This is a genomic window from Pantoea sp. DY-5, from assembly GCF_019795955.1.
In the GTDB taxonomy this organism is placed as follows: Bacteria; Pseudomonadota; Gammaproteobacteria; order Enterobacterales; family Enterobacteriaceae; genus Pantoea; species Pantoea leporis.
The window spans coordinates 236,188-249,420 of record NZ_JAIMIE010000004.1 but is presented as its reverse complement, the minus strand read 5'-3'; the positions used below and the strand labels follow the sequence as shown (position 1 = coordinate 249,420).

The window sequence follows — 13,233 nt, the reverse complement described above, 5'->3', positions numbered from 1 at the left end:
CATAGCTCACAATAAAGAGAATTCAGGTTTCGACCGCTCTGGGGCGGCACGAATTAATGCAGACTGATACGCAAGGCCGCTGCCGTCGCGAACGGCGACAGCGTTGCGCTTACCGCCAGCATCGCGCCAAGAATCGCCAGATAACCCCCGATCGGCAATCCCATTCCGGCGGCATCAATCGCCGCGCTGGCAAATATCAAAACCGGTATCGACAACGGCAATACCAGTAAACTCAGTAATACGCCGCCGCGCCGCAACCCAACGGTTAATCCGGTACCAATCGCGCCGAGAAAACTCAGCGTTGGCGTGCCAAGTAATAACGTCAATGCCATCGCGCGCCAGCTGGCAAAATCCAGCGACAGCAACAATGCCGCCAGCGGCGACAATAAAATCAGCGGTAGCCCGGTAATCAGCCAGTGAGCAATCACTTTGCCCAGCACCGTGATCGGCAGCGGCGTCGGCAACAGAAGTAGTTGCTCAAGCGAACCATCAAGAAAATCGTCACGAAACAGCCGTTCCAGCGCCAGCAATGAGGCCAGTAACGCGGCAACCCACGCCACGCCCGGCGCAATGCGCGCCAGCTGCTGTGGCTCCGGTCCGATACCTAACGGAAACAGCGTGATAACAATCAGGAAAAACCACAGCGGATTGATCACTTCCCCGCCGCTACGAAAGGCGATTTTTAATTCACGCTGAATGACCCGGCCTAACATCAAGCCCACTCCGAAGTAAGACGAATTTTACGCACGCGCGCGCTGTGATCGGGCAGATCCTGATGCGTGGTCAGAATCACCGCTCCGCCGTTATCGGCATGGCTGACGAATCGCGCCATTAATTTTTCCACACCGCCTTTATCGATGGCGGTTAAGGGTTCATCGAGGATCCATATCGACGCTGGGCTAAGCCATAAGCGTGCTAATGCCACGCGCCGCTGCTGTCCGGCGGAGAGTTGTGCCACCGGCACCTCTTCAAAGCCCAGCAGATCGACCTGCTCAAGCGCGGCAAAAATCGCGTCTTCTTTGCTGCTACCGTGCCAGAAATGCAGGTTCTCTAGCGGTGAGAGTACCGATTTCACGCCGGGATGATGGCCAAGATAGAGCAGATTTTGTTGCCATACTTCGCGCTGTTGACGAAGGGGCTGTGACTGCCACGTTACGTCGCCCTCTTCCGCCCGGCTTAATCCGGCCAGCAGGCGCAACAGCGAAGTTTTCCCGGCTCCGTTTGGCCCTTCAATTTGCACAATGTCACCCGGTTGCACGCGGAAGCTCAACCCATGAAACAAGGTTCGCTCATCACGAACGCATGAGAGATTAATGACTTCAAGCATAGAAGGGAGAATCGCGGCAATGAATGAGGCGGGGATAATACCACATTGAATCTGTGGGCCGAAGTCTGTGAGCTGGCTCCCACTTACCCCAAATGGGGTATTCGTGCGCCCCAGATCAACAAATTGCTCAAAAATCCAACTCAGTTAAAATTTCGTTACTCTTAATTTGAATCTTCGTAACAAATCGACCTTGCAAAAACCAGCTACGCTTATGACGCAATGGCATTATCACCTGAGGAAAACATGAAACAATCACCATCGATTTCAAACAGTGACAACGATGTAGAGAGTGATGAGAAGGAGCAAGGTAAGGAGATAGAAGTCGATGAAGATGCCCTGCCCTCGCAGGCTGCGGCGATTCATGAAGAGATACGCCAGGATGGGGAAAAAGAGCTCGAGCGTGACGGCATGGCGCTGCTCTGGTCCGCGGTTGCGGCGGGACTGTCAATGAGCGCTTCGCTGATGGCGAAAGGCATTTTTCAGGTCCATCTTAAAGGCGTGCCGGGCGCATTTTTACTGGAAAATTTGGGTTATACCTTTGGCTTTGTCATCGTGATTATGGCGCGCCAGCAACTGTTTACCGAGAATACCGTTACCGCCGTTTTGCCGGTGATGCACAAACCGACCGGCAGCAACTTTGCGCTGCTGTTACGGCTCTGGTGCGTGGTGCTGCTCGGCAATCTGATTGGCACCGCATTGGGGGCGCTGGCCTTTAATCATATGCCAATATTCGACGATGCGACGCGTCAGGCCTTTACCGCCATCAGTGAAAAAGTGATGGTGAACTCACCAAGCGAAATGTTCGCTAATGCGGTGATATCAGGCTGGATTATCGCCACCATGGTATGGATGTTCCCGTATGCGGGTGGCGCAAAGATTGTAGTGATTGTGATGATGACCTGGCTGGTGGCGTTAGGTGATTTAGCGCATATCGTGGTCGGTTCGGTTGAGGTGCTATATCTGGTGTTTGCGGGCACGCTGCCGTGGTACGAATTCTTCTGGCCATTTGCCTTGCCTACGCTGCTTGGCAACATCACGGGCGGTACGCTGATATTTGCGTTGATCAGCCATGCGCAGATTCGTAACGATATGAGTGAAGCGGCGAAAGCCAAAGCGCGTGCGGAACAGAAGCGGAAAGAGAAGCAAAAACAGGCGTAAGCCTGGTCTTAAATTGCTGATAGATTGAGCAAACAACCGCTGCATAGTTAAAATCAGGTTCGCGGTGCGCTATACTGCGCGCCCGGCGTCTCCTTAGTTAAATGGATATAACGAGCCCCTCCTAAGGGCTAGTTGCAGGTTCGATTCCTGCAGGGGACACCAGATTTTCATCGTTCTCCCGCCTAAAACAGCCATCTCGCCAGAGCAAGTGTCAGTCCAGCGGTGCTCATTATTCCCGCCACAATCCATTTCGTTTGTTGATTTATCGCCTGATGAAGATCGCTTTTAGTGGCGTAGTTCGATTTAATCACCGCGATATCCGTTTTCATCAGCGCCATATCGGTTTTGATATCGTCGATATCCGCTTCAAGCTTTGAAACGCGCTTTTCCATGTTCACTCCTTGATCATCAATTCACTCAAAACAACCAGCGAGCCAGTGCCAGCGTCATACCTGCGGTACTCAGCATCCCCGCGACTATCCATTTTGTCTGTTTGCTCAACTCCTGATGAATTCTCCCAATATCCTGATGCACTTTGCCGATCTCCTGATAAAGATCGCTTTTGGTGACGTAATTCGATTTGATCACCGCGATATCCGTTTTCATTACTGCCATATCGGTTTTGATATCGTCAATATCCGCTTCCAGCTTTGACACGCGCTTTTCCATAATTACGGCCTCTTGTAACTTGTCATTGTAATCAATGTGATAGCTTAATTTTCCTGCAAAGCATCCTACTCCAAAATCCATGGAAAAAATGCCTCACTGAGTTTGAAAATGCTCAACTGAGAGATGTGTTCAGAAAAAAACAGGGGTTCTTGCAGCCGATTACAACGTTTTAAAAGTGAGATCGTAATCAGACTTGATCGTGGCGCCATGCCGATGGCGTCACGCCATGCAGCTGACGGAAGCGGTTACTGAAGTGACTCGAGGAGTGAAAACCGCAGCGCAATGCGATTTCTGTTAGCGGTAAATGGCTGAATTTCAGCAACTGCAGCGCCGCATCCATGCGGCGGCGCATCACATATTGATGCGGGGCCTCGCCAACGCTGCTGCGGAACATGCGGGCAAAATGGTATTCGCTCAGCGCCGCTTCAGCTGCCAGTTGCGCCAGCGTTAATGGCTGATCGAGCTGCGCATCAATATACGCCATGACTCGCCGCAACACGGCGGGCGCCAGTCCGCCACGCACCTGCGGCGCTTGCCATTGCACATCGCTGTAGCGTTGCAGCAGATGCGTCATCAGCAACGTTGATGCGCTGCTGAGCATCAATTGGTTCGCCGGCTGTTGCCAGTCGGTGCTCAGCAAGAAGTGGCGATATAGTTGAGTGATGCGATCGTCCGCCGCGAAGATCTTTTCATGCAGATTAAGCTGCGACGGACTGCGATCCCAAATCTGCTCGCCCAAATGCCGCAGATGTTCGTCGGTGCAATAGAGATGCACAAACGACAAATCGGCGCGAATATCCCACACCGATTCTACCCCGCTGGGCATCAGGCAAAAGCGATCCGGGCCGCCGCCGTTGCGCCAGCCGTTTTGAGTTTTATACCAGGTTTCATAGCCGTCGGCGGTATACAGGCTCAGCGTATGATGATCGCTAAGATTAGTGACGCGATCGCAGCTGTTAAACCAGGCCGCCAGCTTAATGCCGCTCGACAACTGCACACTGTCGCGCAGCTGCGCTTTGTGGCGCTGCAGCATGTTGAAGGTCTGGTAATCGGCCATGGTTCATATCACTCGAAGTTCATGAGCGCCCAGTGTACGGATCTCCGCAGACAGAAAACAGGCCACAGCCGGACACAGAAGTAAAAAGCGCAAGATTTTGCAATTGCCGCGCAAAAACGTGCAAGCCGCAGGTTGCTTTTCACGCCACACTGCGGGCCAGATTATGTCGGAGAGTGCGCTATGAATGTGATGTTATACCTTGCCGTGGTGATGATTTGGGGAACCACCTGGATTGCCATTTTCCTGCAGCAGGAAGCGGGCGATACGCCCGTTTTGGTGGCGGTATTTTGGCGTTTCTTACTGGCGTCGCTGGTGATGCTGGTGATCCTCAAACTGCTGCATCGGCTACGAACGCTGGATAAGCGCGATCATCTGTTTTGTCTGCTGCAGGGCTGCTGCGTGTTTGGCTTCAATTTTGTCTGCTTCTATCATGCTGCCGCGTGGATCAGCAGCGGACTGGAGTCGGTGATTTTCTCGATGGCCGTGCTGTATAACGCGCTTAACAGCTGGATCTTCTTCCGTCAGCGCCCATCGTTTCGCCTGTTACCAGCGGCGGTGCTTGGCCTGGGCGGTATTGTCGCGCTGTTCTGGAATGATATTCAGGCGGCGCATCCGGCTCCGCAGTTGCTGTGGGGCGTGGGCCTCAGCGCGCTTGGCACGCTGGGATTCTCTTTCGGCAATATGATTTCGCTGCGCCATCAACGCCGTCAGCGTGATGTGTTGACCACCAATAGCTACGCGATGCTGTATGGCGCTTTGGTGATGGCCGCACTGGCATTCATCAACGGCGATTCGCTGGCGCCAGCGCTGAATATGCAGTGGCTAGGCGCGATGAGCTACCTGGCGATATTTGGTTCGGTGGTAGGATTTGGTGCCTATTTCACGCTGGTGGGCCGTATTGGTGCCAGTCAGGCCGCTTACAGTACTTTGCTGTTCCCGCTGGTGGCGCTAACGCTCTCCACGCTTTACGAAGGTTATCACTGGCACAGTAATGCGATTGTCGGGTTGGTAATGATTCTGGCGGGGAATATGGTGATGTTTGTGCGCTGGCCGACGATGGGGCGATTACGGACCGCTTAAATAACGAGAGCGGGCATTGCGCCCGCTCTTTTGTTCCTCTAACGCCAGCCCTGAACGCCGATATTGAGCTGGTGAGGTTTAGTTATGGCTTTTCTGGCAATCCAGTAAAGCAGGACGCGTTCATCATCTTTGTCGCGGTCGGCCATTGCCAGTAATTTCAGCGACAACGTGGATTTATTCACTGGTTGATGCTCATCGCTTAACTCGATCACCGCCTGACCGATAATGCAGCAAACCTCATCCTCATTTGACGCGGATTCATATGTTCGGTCTTTCATATTTCCTCCTTTTGAATGAATTCTAAGCCTGGCAAACATCCACAACTTTGCAGGCGATATGGCGTGATCGATACAAACACTTACAGATAGTTACCCGTAGCAACCGCTACGGCTTAAATGACATCCCTTACTGTCATCACAATGTCATTCATACCCTCTTAACTGCATTTCGTTCCACCATCCGGTTCATTCACGCCTCTGTATCCCCCGCACGCGCGAGAGCAACTTATTATCTCCACAGATTCCGCTTTCTCGAGTGAGAGATAAAAATGACAACAGCAACCCCCGCGAATGACCAACGTACCCGCATGCTCACCCTTATTGGCACTATTATCACCCAGTTCGCTTTGGGCTCGGTTTATACCTGGAGCCTGTTTAACGGCCCGCTGGCAAATAAGCTGAATGCGCCGATCAGTGAAGTGGCTTTCTCGTTCGGTTTACTCAGTCTTGGCCTGGCGATTGCGTCATCGCTTGCCGGGAAATTGCAGGAGCGCTTTGGCGTGCGCAACGTCACCATCGGCGCGGGCATGCTGATGGCGGTAGGTTTCTGGCTGACCGCGCATGCCGATAATCTGATGATGCTCTACCTCAGCGCGGGGATTCTGGTGGGATTGGCCGATGGCGCCGGTTATCTGATGACGCTCTCTAACTGCGTGAAGTGGTTCCCGGAGCGCAAAGGGCTCATTTCCGCCTGCTCGATTGGTGCGTACGGTTTGGGCAGCCTCGGCTTTAAATTCATCTGCGGCGCACTGCTGAGCGCACAAGGTCTGGAGAATACCTTCATGATCTGGGGCGTGCTGGCGATGAGCATGATTATTGTCGGCGCGTTGCTGATGCGTGACGCACCGATGCAGAAGAACAGAGGTAATACGCAGCTGGAAGCCAAATATTACACGCTGGCGCAATCGGTGCGTTTACCGCAGTACTGGATGCTGGCGCTGATGTTCCTGACTGCCTGCATGAGCGGCCTGTACGTGATTGGCGTGGCGAAAGATATCGGTGAAGGCATGGTGCATCTGAGCGCGCAAACCGCCGCCAATGCGGTCACGGTGATTGCGATTGCCAACCTCAGCGGCCGTCTGATTCTTGGCGTGCTATCGGATAAAATGGCGCGCATCCGCGTGATTACACTGGCGCAAATCGTCTCGCTGCTGGGCATGAGCATTTTGCTGTTCACCCATATGAGTGAATCGACCTTCTTCCTCTCCTTAGCCTGCGTGGCCTTCAGCTTCGGCGGTACCATTACCGTGTTCCCGTCGCTGGTCAGTGATTTCTTTGGCCTGAATAACCTGACCAAAAACTATGGTCTGATTTACCTTGGCTTCGGTATCGGCAGCGTGCTGGGTTCGCTGGTTGCTTCCGCCTTTGGCGGCTTCACCGTCACCTTCAGCCTGATTATGACCTTACTGGTGATTTCGCTGGTGTTGTCGCTGAGCATTCGTATGCCAAATCGCCAAAACGTGGCAGAACCTTTACTGCAATAATTAAGTTCGCTGGGATGCCGCATTAATACTCGGCATCCCATTTCTCCACAATTGATCCACAATAACGCGTTAATTGAGAACCACTATTATTAAGCCTTGCCTTTCGGAGGAATCTCGTTATTATTATCAGGCATTCGGCTTATTCCGATTGGTTTATTTTACCCCGCGACTTTTTTAGCATTTAATTGACACACTCCGTAATACATCCCGCAATAACTCTACATTTCCTGCATCTTCACTCCACTATTCCCCTGTAATCTGACGTCATTGGAACAGAGGAGGACTCTCCATGAAGAAAGTTATTAAGCTTGCATCGGTTGTAGCCATTATGACGATGTTGAGTGGCTGTATTATCGATCATCATCGTGGAGGCGGCGGCCCAGGTTGGGGCCATCATGGTGGCGGAGGCTGGCATCATGGGCACGGCGGTTATGGACACCGCAGATAGTTGGGCAAAGCACACACAGCAAATAATAAGAAAATAAAAAAGGGTGGGAAATTATCCCGCCCTATTTTTTAGCTTTTTACCGCGTAATTACACTGATACCAGGCTTTCTTTAATCCGGGCAAATGGCTATTTTGCGACGGCAGTGATTCCACCTTATCAAATCCACGCTGACTGCAATAATTCGCAAGGTCGATCTCCATTGCGTCTTTATTCAGCGTGTGCGGATCGTAACGATACTGCACGGTATTTGAGCTGGTATCTTCATCGACACGCTCAAATCCTCCTGGTTTGCTGACGCTACAACCGGCCAGCATAAAAAGCGCCATTGCGCTAATAAGCATTTTTTTCATTAGGGTTTCCTCTAAAACGTCGCAGTCTAAAATGCAACGCCGCGCTTATCTATAGGATTAAAGCGCGAAATGTCCGGGATTATTGAAGCTTTCGCCAATCAAATCGATAAAACCAAACGGTTTCCCTTATCAAATCAGCGGTGCGATTATGTACCCAGACTAAACGAAGTCTGCACCACACCAGGTGAGTTAATAATAAACATACTGATAGTGACCTTCATGCCCGCGCTGAGCGGGCTTTTTTTTGCCCGCTAACCGGTAAGGCTGACCATCTTACGTAAAAGATTGGCCGCTTGTTTGTCAGGCAATGCGAGAATGCCGCTGTAGAGATCAATCGACATCGCGCACATTGCGCTGCGATCAACCGCAGTATCCGCCGGCATGTTCAGCTGTTGCAGCCGATCGCCCCACTTGCCATACAGCTTTTCCACCACGCTTTGCAGATCGCGCTGCGCCGCAGCCTGATCCAGCGGCTGTTCATTGCCAGTGCTTTGCTGCAGCAGCGTTTCGAGCGCCTGCGCATCGCGCTGATTCAGTTCCGGTGACAGCACCTGTTGCAAATTGACGCCGCCATTCACCTGCGGATAGAGGAAGCGGAAGCAGCGCTGCGGTTCCTGCTGCTGCAACGCCTGCATCTCCTCGACCGAGACACGGATGTAGTCAATGATCGCCGCATCGCTGGCTCTTGTCAGACGTTGATTGACCAGATCCATCAACCAGCCGCGCATATCCCCCAACGCCTGATCGGCGGGAACGCCTTCCAGCCGTTTATGCAGCAGTTCGCGATTGAGCAACTGCCACAATGCGGGTTCCTGAATTTTTAGCAGACGATAACCGGGCGCAAGGCTGAGTTGGGTTGCGACCTCTTCCATCAGCGCCTGCCGCTCCTGACGTGGATGAAGCCAGCTGAACCACAGTAAATTCGCCAGTATTAGCGGCAAGATAAATAACAGCACGCCTTGCCACAGTCGCAGCGAGGTGGTGCGCACCAGCAGAATAATAATGATCGCCAGCAGCGCGAACGCCGCTAGCGTAATCGGAAAAAGCGAGAGCATCGAGCGGGGTTAATCCTTACGCACATCAATTAAAACGGGGCAATTGGCGCGTTCAATCACTGCAGCGCTGACCGAACCTTTCAGCAGACGATTAAACGGCGACAGATGACGGCGTCCCATGATGATCATGCTGGCATGCAAAAGTGTGGATTGCGCCACAATGGTTTCCGCCGCTTCCCCCGCCAGAATCAAACCCTTTGCCGCCACGCCCGCGCGCAAAAGCGGCGCCAGCGCGTGACGCACCACCATTTCGGCGGTGTTCTGCTCATCTTTCGCTGCCACAAAATCATCCGGATCTTCACCGGCATCAATCTCTATCGGTTGATTGCAGGAGGAGTAAGCGGGATCAACGCAGCACAGCACCGTGACCTGTGCCTGATGCGCCAGCGCTTGTTCAATGGTCAACGCAATCACTTTTTCCGCCACCGGAGAGTTATCGATGGCCATCAGCAAGGTTTTCATCAGTTGGTTATCCTTCCACAGCGGTCATTTTGCCAATTTCACGAATCAAGGCGTCTTTGCACTTGATGATTTGCTCACGATAATGCGCTTCCTGCTTATGAAAACGCGCGGTCGGCACCAGTAATGAGATGGAGAAGCGGCCAAACAGCGTATCAATGGCGACCGCCATGGTCGAAATGCCCTCCAGCGTCTCACCGCGATCGATCGCCAATCCGCTGGCGCGTACCTCGGCAATCAGCTCCAGCAATTGCGGCAGCGTTTTCACCGTCATCTCGGTTAACTCTTTATAGGCTTCGCCCACCATCACGCGCACATCTTCATCGCTCTCCAGCGCCAGCAACGCGCGGCCGCCCGATGTGCTGTAAAGCGGCAAATTCAGCCCGATGCGCGGCACCACGCGCAGTTCGCGCGAGGCCACCACATAATGCACGATCGCCAGCTGCGTGCCGCTGGCCCGCGCCAGCGATACCGTTTCATTAATCTCTGCAGAGAGTTGTTCGAGGAATGGACGCACGATTTCCACCACGTCGCTGTGCACGCTGGAGATCAGCTTGAGCAGCGCCGGACCAAGACGTAACCCGCCGGCACCGCTGCTGCGCACCAGCTGTGCGCTGTCCAGCGCACCAATAATGCGCTGCACCGTCGAGCGCGGCAGATCAACCACCTGCGCAATTTCACCCAAACTCATGCCGCCGGGATGCTCACCCAGCGCGTTCAGAATTTTTGCCGCACGCGCGATGACCTGAATGCCACCCGCTTTTTCATCCTCACGGCTTGAGGGAAGTTCAACCATGATGCGTTCCTTTTTGGCCTGCCCTACTTTAACGCGAATGATCGCACTTTTACACCCTGTATCACATTGCAATACAGCATATCGATATGTAAGATGCCATCTGTATCACATCGCAATACACTGCATCAACACTATAACGAGAAGCCTGCTATGAACGCCCAGCCCATTGCGGCTCCGGCCCCCCATCCGTTTACTCTGCGCCTCGCGCTGGGATTGGTTGGCGTGCTGATTGCCGCGCTCACATCGGGATTAAACGATCGCGTCACCGATATAGCGTTAGCCGATATCCGCGCTGCCATCGGCATCAGTTACGATCAAGGCAGCTGGATCATCTCCGCGTATCAGGCCGCTGAAGTGGCGGCAATGATGATTGCGCCCTGGTTCGCCGTCACCTTTTCGCTGCGCCGCTTTGCGCTCACCGTCTCCGCCGGTTTTATGCTGAGCGGCCTGCTGCTGCCGCTGATGCCCAACGCCACGCTGTTTATCGCCTTGCGCGTGGTGCAGGGATTATTTGGCGGCGCGCTGCCGCCGATGCTGATGACCGTTGCGCTGCGCTTTCTGCCGCCGCCGATCAAATTATACGGTTTAGCCGGATATGCGCTGACCGCCACCTTCGGTCCGAATATGGCCGCTTCGCTGGCGGCGTTCTGGACCGATGACGTCAGCTGGCTGTTTGTCTTCTGGCAAGTGGTGCCAGCCATGCTGATTGCCATGCTGCTGATTAGCTGGGGTTTGCCGCAGGATCCGCTGCGCCTTGAGCGTTTTAAACAGATCGACCTGTTCGGCATGCTAACCGGCTGCTCCGGTATGGCGCTGTTGATTCTGGCGCTGACGCAGGGCGAGCGGCTCGACTGGCTAGAATCGCCGTTATTTTGCGGTCTATTATTCAGCGCGCTGGCGTTGCTGACTGTGTTCTTTATTAATGAATGGTTTCACCCGCTGCCGCTGTTCAAATTGCAGATGCTGGGACGGCGCAATCTCGTGCACGGCTTGCTGGTGCTGGCGGGCGTGCTGATTCTGTCACTGTCAGGATCGGCGCTGCCGTCGGCCTATCTGGCGCAGGTGCAAGGCTTCCGCACGCTGCAGTTCGCCCCGCTGGCGTTGACCATCGGATTGCCGCAATTATTGATCGCGCCTTTTGTTGCCGCGCTAATGAATATTCGCTGGGTGGATTGTCGCTGGATGTTGACGGCGGGCGTAGCGCTATTGGTGACGTCCTGCCTGATGGGCATGCACATCACCACCGATTGGGCGCGGCAGAATTTCTGGCTGATTCAGATTTTGCAGGCGTTCGGCCAGCCGATGGTGATTTTGCCGGTGCTGATGAGCGCCACCAGCGTGGTCGCACCGCCGGAAGGCCCCTTTGCCTCGGCGATGTTCAACACGGTGCGCGGTTTCTCCAGCATCGCCGCCAGCACGCTGGTGGAATGGTTTATCAGCCATCGTGAAAAATTCCACTCCAACGTGCTGGTCGATAGCGCCGCCAGCCGTTCATGGCTGATGACGGCACCAAACAGCGCCCAATCCAGCAGCAGCTTGCCGTTGCTGCCGGACGGCAGCGCCAGCAGCGCGGAGAACCTCAGCGGCTTCGCCACCTTGCTAAAACAGCAGGCAATGGTGCTGAGCCTGAGTGATTGCTACCAGATGCTGATTGCCTTCGCTGCCCTGCTTGTACTGTTAACCGCCTGGCTGCCGAAACGCGTCTGGCCACCACAAACTCTGATTCAACCTGTTACGACGACGTCGAGATAACTGATATGCAAGCTTTTGCTCTGAAAAGAACGGTGCTGTTGAGCGCCTTATTACTGGTGTTATTAGCGATGGCCTTTTTTGTCTGGTCATCAATAACCGGCAACGATCACCGCACCACCGATGCCTACGTGAATGCCGATTACACGTTGGTTGCGCCGAAAGTTTCCGGCTACATCGCCAGCGTCAACGTGCAGGACAACCAGCGCGTGAAGGCCGGCGAACTGCTGGCGACACTCGACGATCGCGATTACCGCGTGGCGTTAGAGACCGCGCAGGCCAATTTGCAGGTCAGCGAGGCGAAGCGTTTGAGTAGCCAGGCGCAGCTGGAACAGCAGCAATCCACTATCGACCAGGCGAAGGCCACGTTAGCGGCGAGCCAGGCTTCCGCGCAGTACGCCGGACAAAGCGCCGCGCGTTACAACCAGCTGTATAAAAGTGGCACCATCGCCGCAGACGATCAGCAAAAAGCCAACTCAACGCAGCGCTCCGCCTCGGCTACCGTCCGCCAGAGCGAAGCGGCGCTGGCTTCTGCCGTCAAGCAAGTTGGCGTGCTACAAGCTGCGGTGCGTCAGGCCGCTGCCGATGTCGCTGCCGCGCAGGCCAGCGTCGATCAGGCGCAGCTCAATCTTTCCTACACGCGGATTGTGGCGCCGGTGGATGGCATGGTCGGTCAGCGTTCGGTGCGCCTCGGCGCCTACGTTAGCGCAGGCACGCGTTTGCTGGCGGTGGTGCCGCTGCAGCAAACCTATATCACCGCTAATTATCTGGAAACGCAGCTGGCGGATGTGCAGCAAGGGCAGAAAGTGAGCGTGAAGGTGGATGCCTTGCCGGGCAAGGTATTTAGCGGTCACGTCGACAGCATTGCTCCGGCGACGGGCGCGACCTTTTCCGCCATTTCGCCAGACAACGCCACCGGCAATTACACCAAAGTGGTACAGCGTTTACCGGTGAAAATTGTGCTCGATGAAAACCAGCCGGATCTGGCAAAACTGCGCGTGGGGATGTCGGCGATACCGGAGATTGAGACCCGCTGAAAATGTGAGCAATATCTCAGAAGCGACCTATTTATTTTTGGGACAAATCCGCGTAAATTAGCCCTCGATCCTGTTCCGGGCTTGCCTGGAGCGACCTGAGAAGAAAGCGTGTAGCGATGATGAACTCCACCTTTCTCTTATTCTGTTCGGGTTACGCGGGTTTGGGATCGCCCGCCGGGTAGCCGCTCAGAGGAGTTGTTTTGTGAGATACGCTTTGATGGGAATTTCTTTCTTCCTGTTGCTTTGGGTCGGTACTTTTGTACTGATGCTGTAGAGCCGCCAGGCG

At 54.2% G+C, this 13,233-nt stretch carries 16 protein-coding genes and 1 tRNA gene; 7 read left to right on the top strand and 10 right to left on the bottom strand.

Annotation, left to right across the window (positions count from 1 at the left end; translation table 11 throughout):
* Positions 1-53: 53 nt before the first annotated feature.
* Complete coding sequence (gene ccmB, locus K5Y30_RS14845) at positions 54-713, bottom strand: heme exporter protein CcmB (protein WP_137386223.1); 660 nt, start codon at positions 711-713, stop codon at positions 54-56.
* A complete protein-coding gene (ccmA, locus tag K5Y30_RS14840) occupies positions 713-1,327 on the bottom strand; it encodes a cytochrome c biogenesis heme-transporting ATPase CcmA (RefSeq protein ID WP_192411448.1) in 615 nt (204 codons plus the stop codon). The genes ccmB and ccmA overlap by 1 nt, the downstream gene beginning before the upstream one ends.
* Positions 1,328-1,570: 243 nt before the next feature.
* Between ccmA and K5Y30_RS14835 the strand changes: the two genes are divergently transcribed.
* A complete protein-coding gene (locus K5Y30_RS14835; protein WP_137386225.1) occupies positions 1,571-2,485 on the top strand; it encodes a formate/nitrite transporter family protein in 915 nt (304 codons plus the stop codon).
* A gap of 87 nt (positions 2,486-2,572) precedes the next feature.
* A tRNA-Arg gene (locus K5Y30_RS14830) sits at positions 2,573-2,647 on the top strand.
* A 20-nt stretch (positions 2,648-2,667) separates the two neighbouring features.
* Here the strand turns inward: K5Y30_RS14830 and K5Y30_RS14825 are convergent.
* The 3 genes from K5Y30_RS14825 to K5Y30_RS14815 all read right to left on the bottom strand — a co-directional run bounded on the left by K5Y30_RS14825 (position 2,668) and on the right by K5Y30_RS14815 (position 4,211).
* Positions 2,668-2,877, bottom strand: a complete 210-nt coding sequence (locus K5Y30_RS14825; RefSeq protein ID WP_137386226.1) for a hypothetical protein — start codon at positions 2,875-2,877, stop codon at positions 2,668-2,670.
* Positions 2,878-2,902: 25 nt separating this feature from the next.
* On the bottom strand, positions 2,903-3,235 hold the full coding sequence (locus K5Y30_RS14820; protein ID WP_245250832.1) for a hypothetical protein: 333 nt from the start codon (positions 3,233-3,235) through the stop codon (positions 2,903-2,905).
* Between the two features lie 106 nt (positions 3,236-3,341).
* The gene (locus K5Y30_RS14815; RefSeq protein ID WP_222211944.1) at positions 3,342-4,211 is read right to left on the bottom strand and encodes an AraC family transcriptional regulator; all 870 of its coding nucleotides are present in this window, start codon (positions 4,209-4,211) and stop codon (positions 3,342-3,344) included.
* A 180-nt stretch (positions 4,212-4,391) separates the two neighbouring features.
* Here K5Y30_RS14815 and K5Y30_RS14810 point away from each other — a divergent pair, with 180 nt between their 5' ends.
* Positions 4,392-5,291, top strand: a complete 900-nt coding sequence (locus K5Y30_RS14810) for a DMT family transporter (RefSeq protein ID WP_222184584.1) — start codon at positions 4,392-4,394, stop codon at positions 5,289-5,291.
* A 38-nt stretch (positions 5,292-5,329) separates the two neighbouring features.
* On the opposite strand, the gene K5Y30_RS14805 is transcribed toward K5Y30_RS14810, so the two are convergent.
* The gene (locus K5Y30_RS14805; protein WP_008101313.1) at positions 5,330-5,569 is read right to left on the bottom strand and encodes a hypothetical protein; all 240 of its coding nucleotides are present in this window, start codon (positions 5,567-5,569) and stop codon (positions 5,330-5,332) included.
* Positions 5,570-5,838: 269 nt separating this feature from the next.
* On the opposite strand from K5Y30_RS14805, the gene K5Y30_RS14800 reads away from it, so the two are divergent.
* The gene (locus tag K5Y30_RS14800; protein WP_222211942.1) at positions 5,839-7,053 is read left to right on the top strand and encodes an MFS transporter; all 1,215 of its coding nucleotides are present in this window, start codon (positions 5,839-5,841) and stop codon (positions 7,051-7,053) included.
* 516 nt (positions 7,054-7,569) lie between these two features.
* On the opposite strand, the gene K5Y30_RS14795 is transcribed toward K5Y30_RS14800, so the two are convergent.
* The 4 genes from K5Y30_RS14795 to K5Y30_RS14780 form a co-directional block, all read right to left on the bottom strand.
* On the bottom strand, positions 7,570-7,851 hold the full coding sequence (locus tag K5Y30_RS14795; RefSeq protein WP_154190406.1) for a membrane lipoprotein lipid attachment site-containing protein: 282 nt from the start codon (positions 7,849-7,851) through the stop codon (positions 7,570-7,572).
* 251 nt (positions 7,852-8,102) lie between these two features.
* Positions 8,103-8,906: a hypothetical protein gene (locus tag K5Y30_RS14790; protein ID WP_222211940.1), complete on the bottom strand. Its 804-nt coding sequence runs from the start codon at positions 8,904-8,906 to the stop codon at positions 8,103-8,105.
* Positions 8,907-8,915: 9 nt separating this feature from the next.
* Positions 8,916-9,368, bottom strand: coding sequence for a universal stress protein (locus K5Y30_RS14785; protein ID WP_101763602.1), 453 nt, complete (start codon positions 9,366-9,368; stop codon positions 8,916-8,918).
* Between the two features lie 7 nt (positions 9,369-9,375).
* Positions 9,376-10,161 carry an IclR family transcriptional regulator gene (locus K5Y30_RS14780; RefSeq protein WP_008101326.1) on the bottom strand — a complete coding sequence of 262 codons (786 nt, stop codon included), beginning with the start codon at positions 10,159-10,161 and terminating at the stop codon, positions 9,376-9,378.
* Between the two features lie 150 nt (positions 10,162-10,311).
* Between K5Y30_RS14780 and K5Y30_RS14775 the strand changes: the two genes are divergently transcribed.
* The 3 genes from K5Y30_RS14775 to ypdK all read left to right on the top strand — a co-directional run bounded on the left by K5Y30_RS14775 (position 10,312) and on the right by ypdK (position 13,221).
* Positions 10,312-11,913, top strand: coding sequence for an MFS transporter (locus K5Y30_RS14775; RefSeq protein ID WP_222211938.1), 1,602 nt, complete (start codon positions 10,312-10,314; stop codon positions 11,911-11,913).
* A 5-nt stretch (positions 11,914-11,918) separates the two neighbouring features.
* A complete protein-coding gene (locus K5Y30_RS14770) occupies positions 11,919-12,947 on the top strand; it encodes an HlyD family secretion protein (RefSeq protein WP_222211936.1) in 1,029 nt (342 codons plus the stop codon).
* Between the two features lie 202 nt (positions 12,948-13,149).
* Positions 13,150-13,221, top strand: a complete 72-nt coding sequence (ypdK, locus tag K5Y30_RS14765) for a membrane protein YpdK (protein ID WP_099686956.1) — start codon at positions 13,150-13,152, stop codon at positions 13,219-13,221.
* Positions 13,222-13,233: the final 12 nt, after the last annotated feature.

What these genes read in the sequence shown, in the direction of transcription:
- ccmB (WP_137386223.1), bottom strand. Translation starts at nt 713, where the DNA reads ATGTTAGGCCGGGTCATTCAGCGTGAATTAAAAATCGCCTTTCGTAGC.
- ccmA (WP_192411448.1), bottom strand. Translation starts at nt 1,327, where the DNA reads ATGCTTGAAGTCATTAATCTCTCATGCGTTCGTGATGAGCGAACCTTG.
- K5Y30_RS14835 (WP_137386225.1), top strand. Translation starts at nt 1,571, where the DNA reads ATGAAACAATCACCATCGATTTCAAACAGTGACAACGATGTAGAGAGT.
- K5Y30_RS14825 (WP_137386226.1), bottom strand. Translation starts at nt 2,877, where the DNA reads ATGGAAAAGCGCGTTTCAAAGCTTGAAGCGGATATCGACGATATCAAA.
- K5Y30_RS14820 (WP_245250832.1), bottom strand. Translation starts at nt 3,235, where the DNA reads ATGGATTTTGGAGTAGGATGCTTTGCAGGAAAATTAAGCTATCACATT.
- K5Y30_RS14815 (WP_222211944.1), bottom strand. Translation starts at nt 4,211, where the DNA reads ATGGCCGATTACCAGACCTTCAACATGCTGCAGCGCCACAAAGCGCAG.
- K5Y30_RS14810 (WP_222184584.1), top strand. Translation starts at nt 4,392, where the DNA reads ATGAATGTGATGTTATACCTTGCCGTGGTGATGATTTGGGGAACCACC.
- K5Y30_RS14805 (WP_008101313.1), bottom strand. Translation starts at nt 5,569, where the DNA reads ATGAAAGACCGAACATATGAATCCGCGTCAAATGAGGATGAGGTTTGC.
- K5Y30_RS14800 (WP_222211942.1), top strand. Translation starts at nt 5,839, where the DNA reads ATGACAACAGCAACCCCCGCGAATGACCAACGTACCCGCATGCTCACC.
- K5Y30_RS14795 (WP_154190406.1), bottom strand. Translation starts at nt 7,851, where the DNA reads ATGAAAAAAATGCTTATTAGCGCAATGGCGCTTTTTATGCTGGCCGGT.
- K5Y30_RS14790 (WP_222211940.1), bottom strand. Translation starts at nt 8,906, where the DNA reads ATGCTCTCGCTTTTTCCGATTACGCTAGCGGCGTTCGCGCTGCTGGCG.
- K5Y30_RS14785 (WP_101763602.1), bottom strand. Translation starts at nt 9,368, where the DNA reads ATGAAAACCTTGCTGATGGCCATCGATAACTCTCCGGTGGCGGAAAAA.
- K5Y30_RS14780 (WP_008101326.1), bottom strand. Translation starts at nt 10,161, where the DNA reads ATGGTTGAACTTCCCTCAAGCCGTGAGGATGAAAAAGCGGGTGGCATT.
- K5Y30_RS14775 (WP_222211938.1), top strand. Translation starts at nt 10,312, where the DNA reads ATGAACGCCCAGCCCATTGCGGCTCCGGCCCCCCATCCGTTTACTCTG.
- K5Y30_RS14770 (WP_222211936.1), top strand. Translation starts at nt 11,919, where the DNA reads ATGCAAGCTTTTGCTCTGAAAAGAACGGTGCTGTTGAGCGCCTTATTA.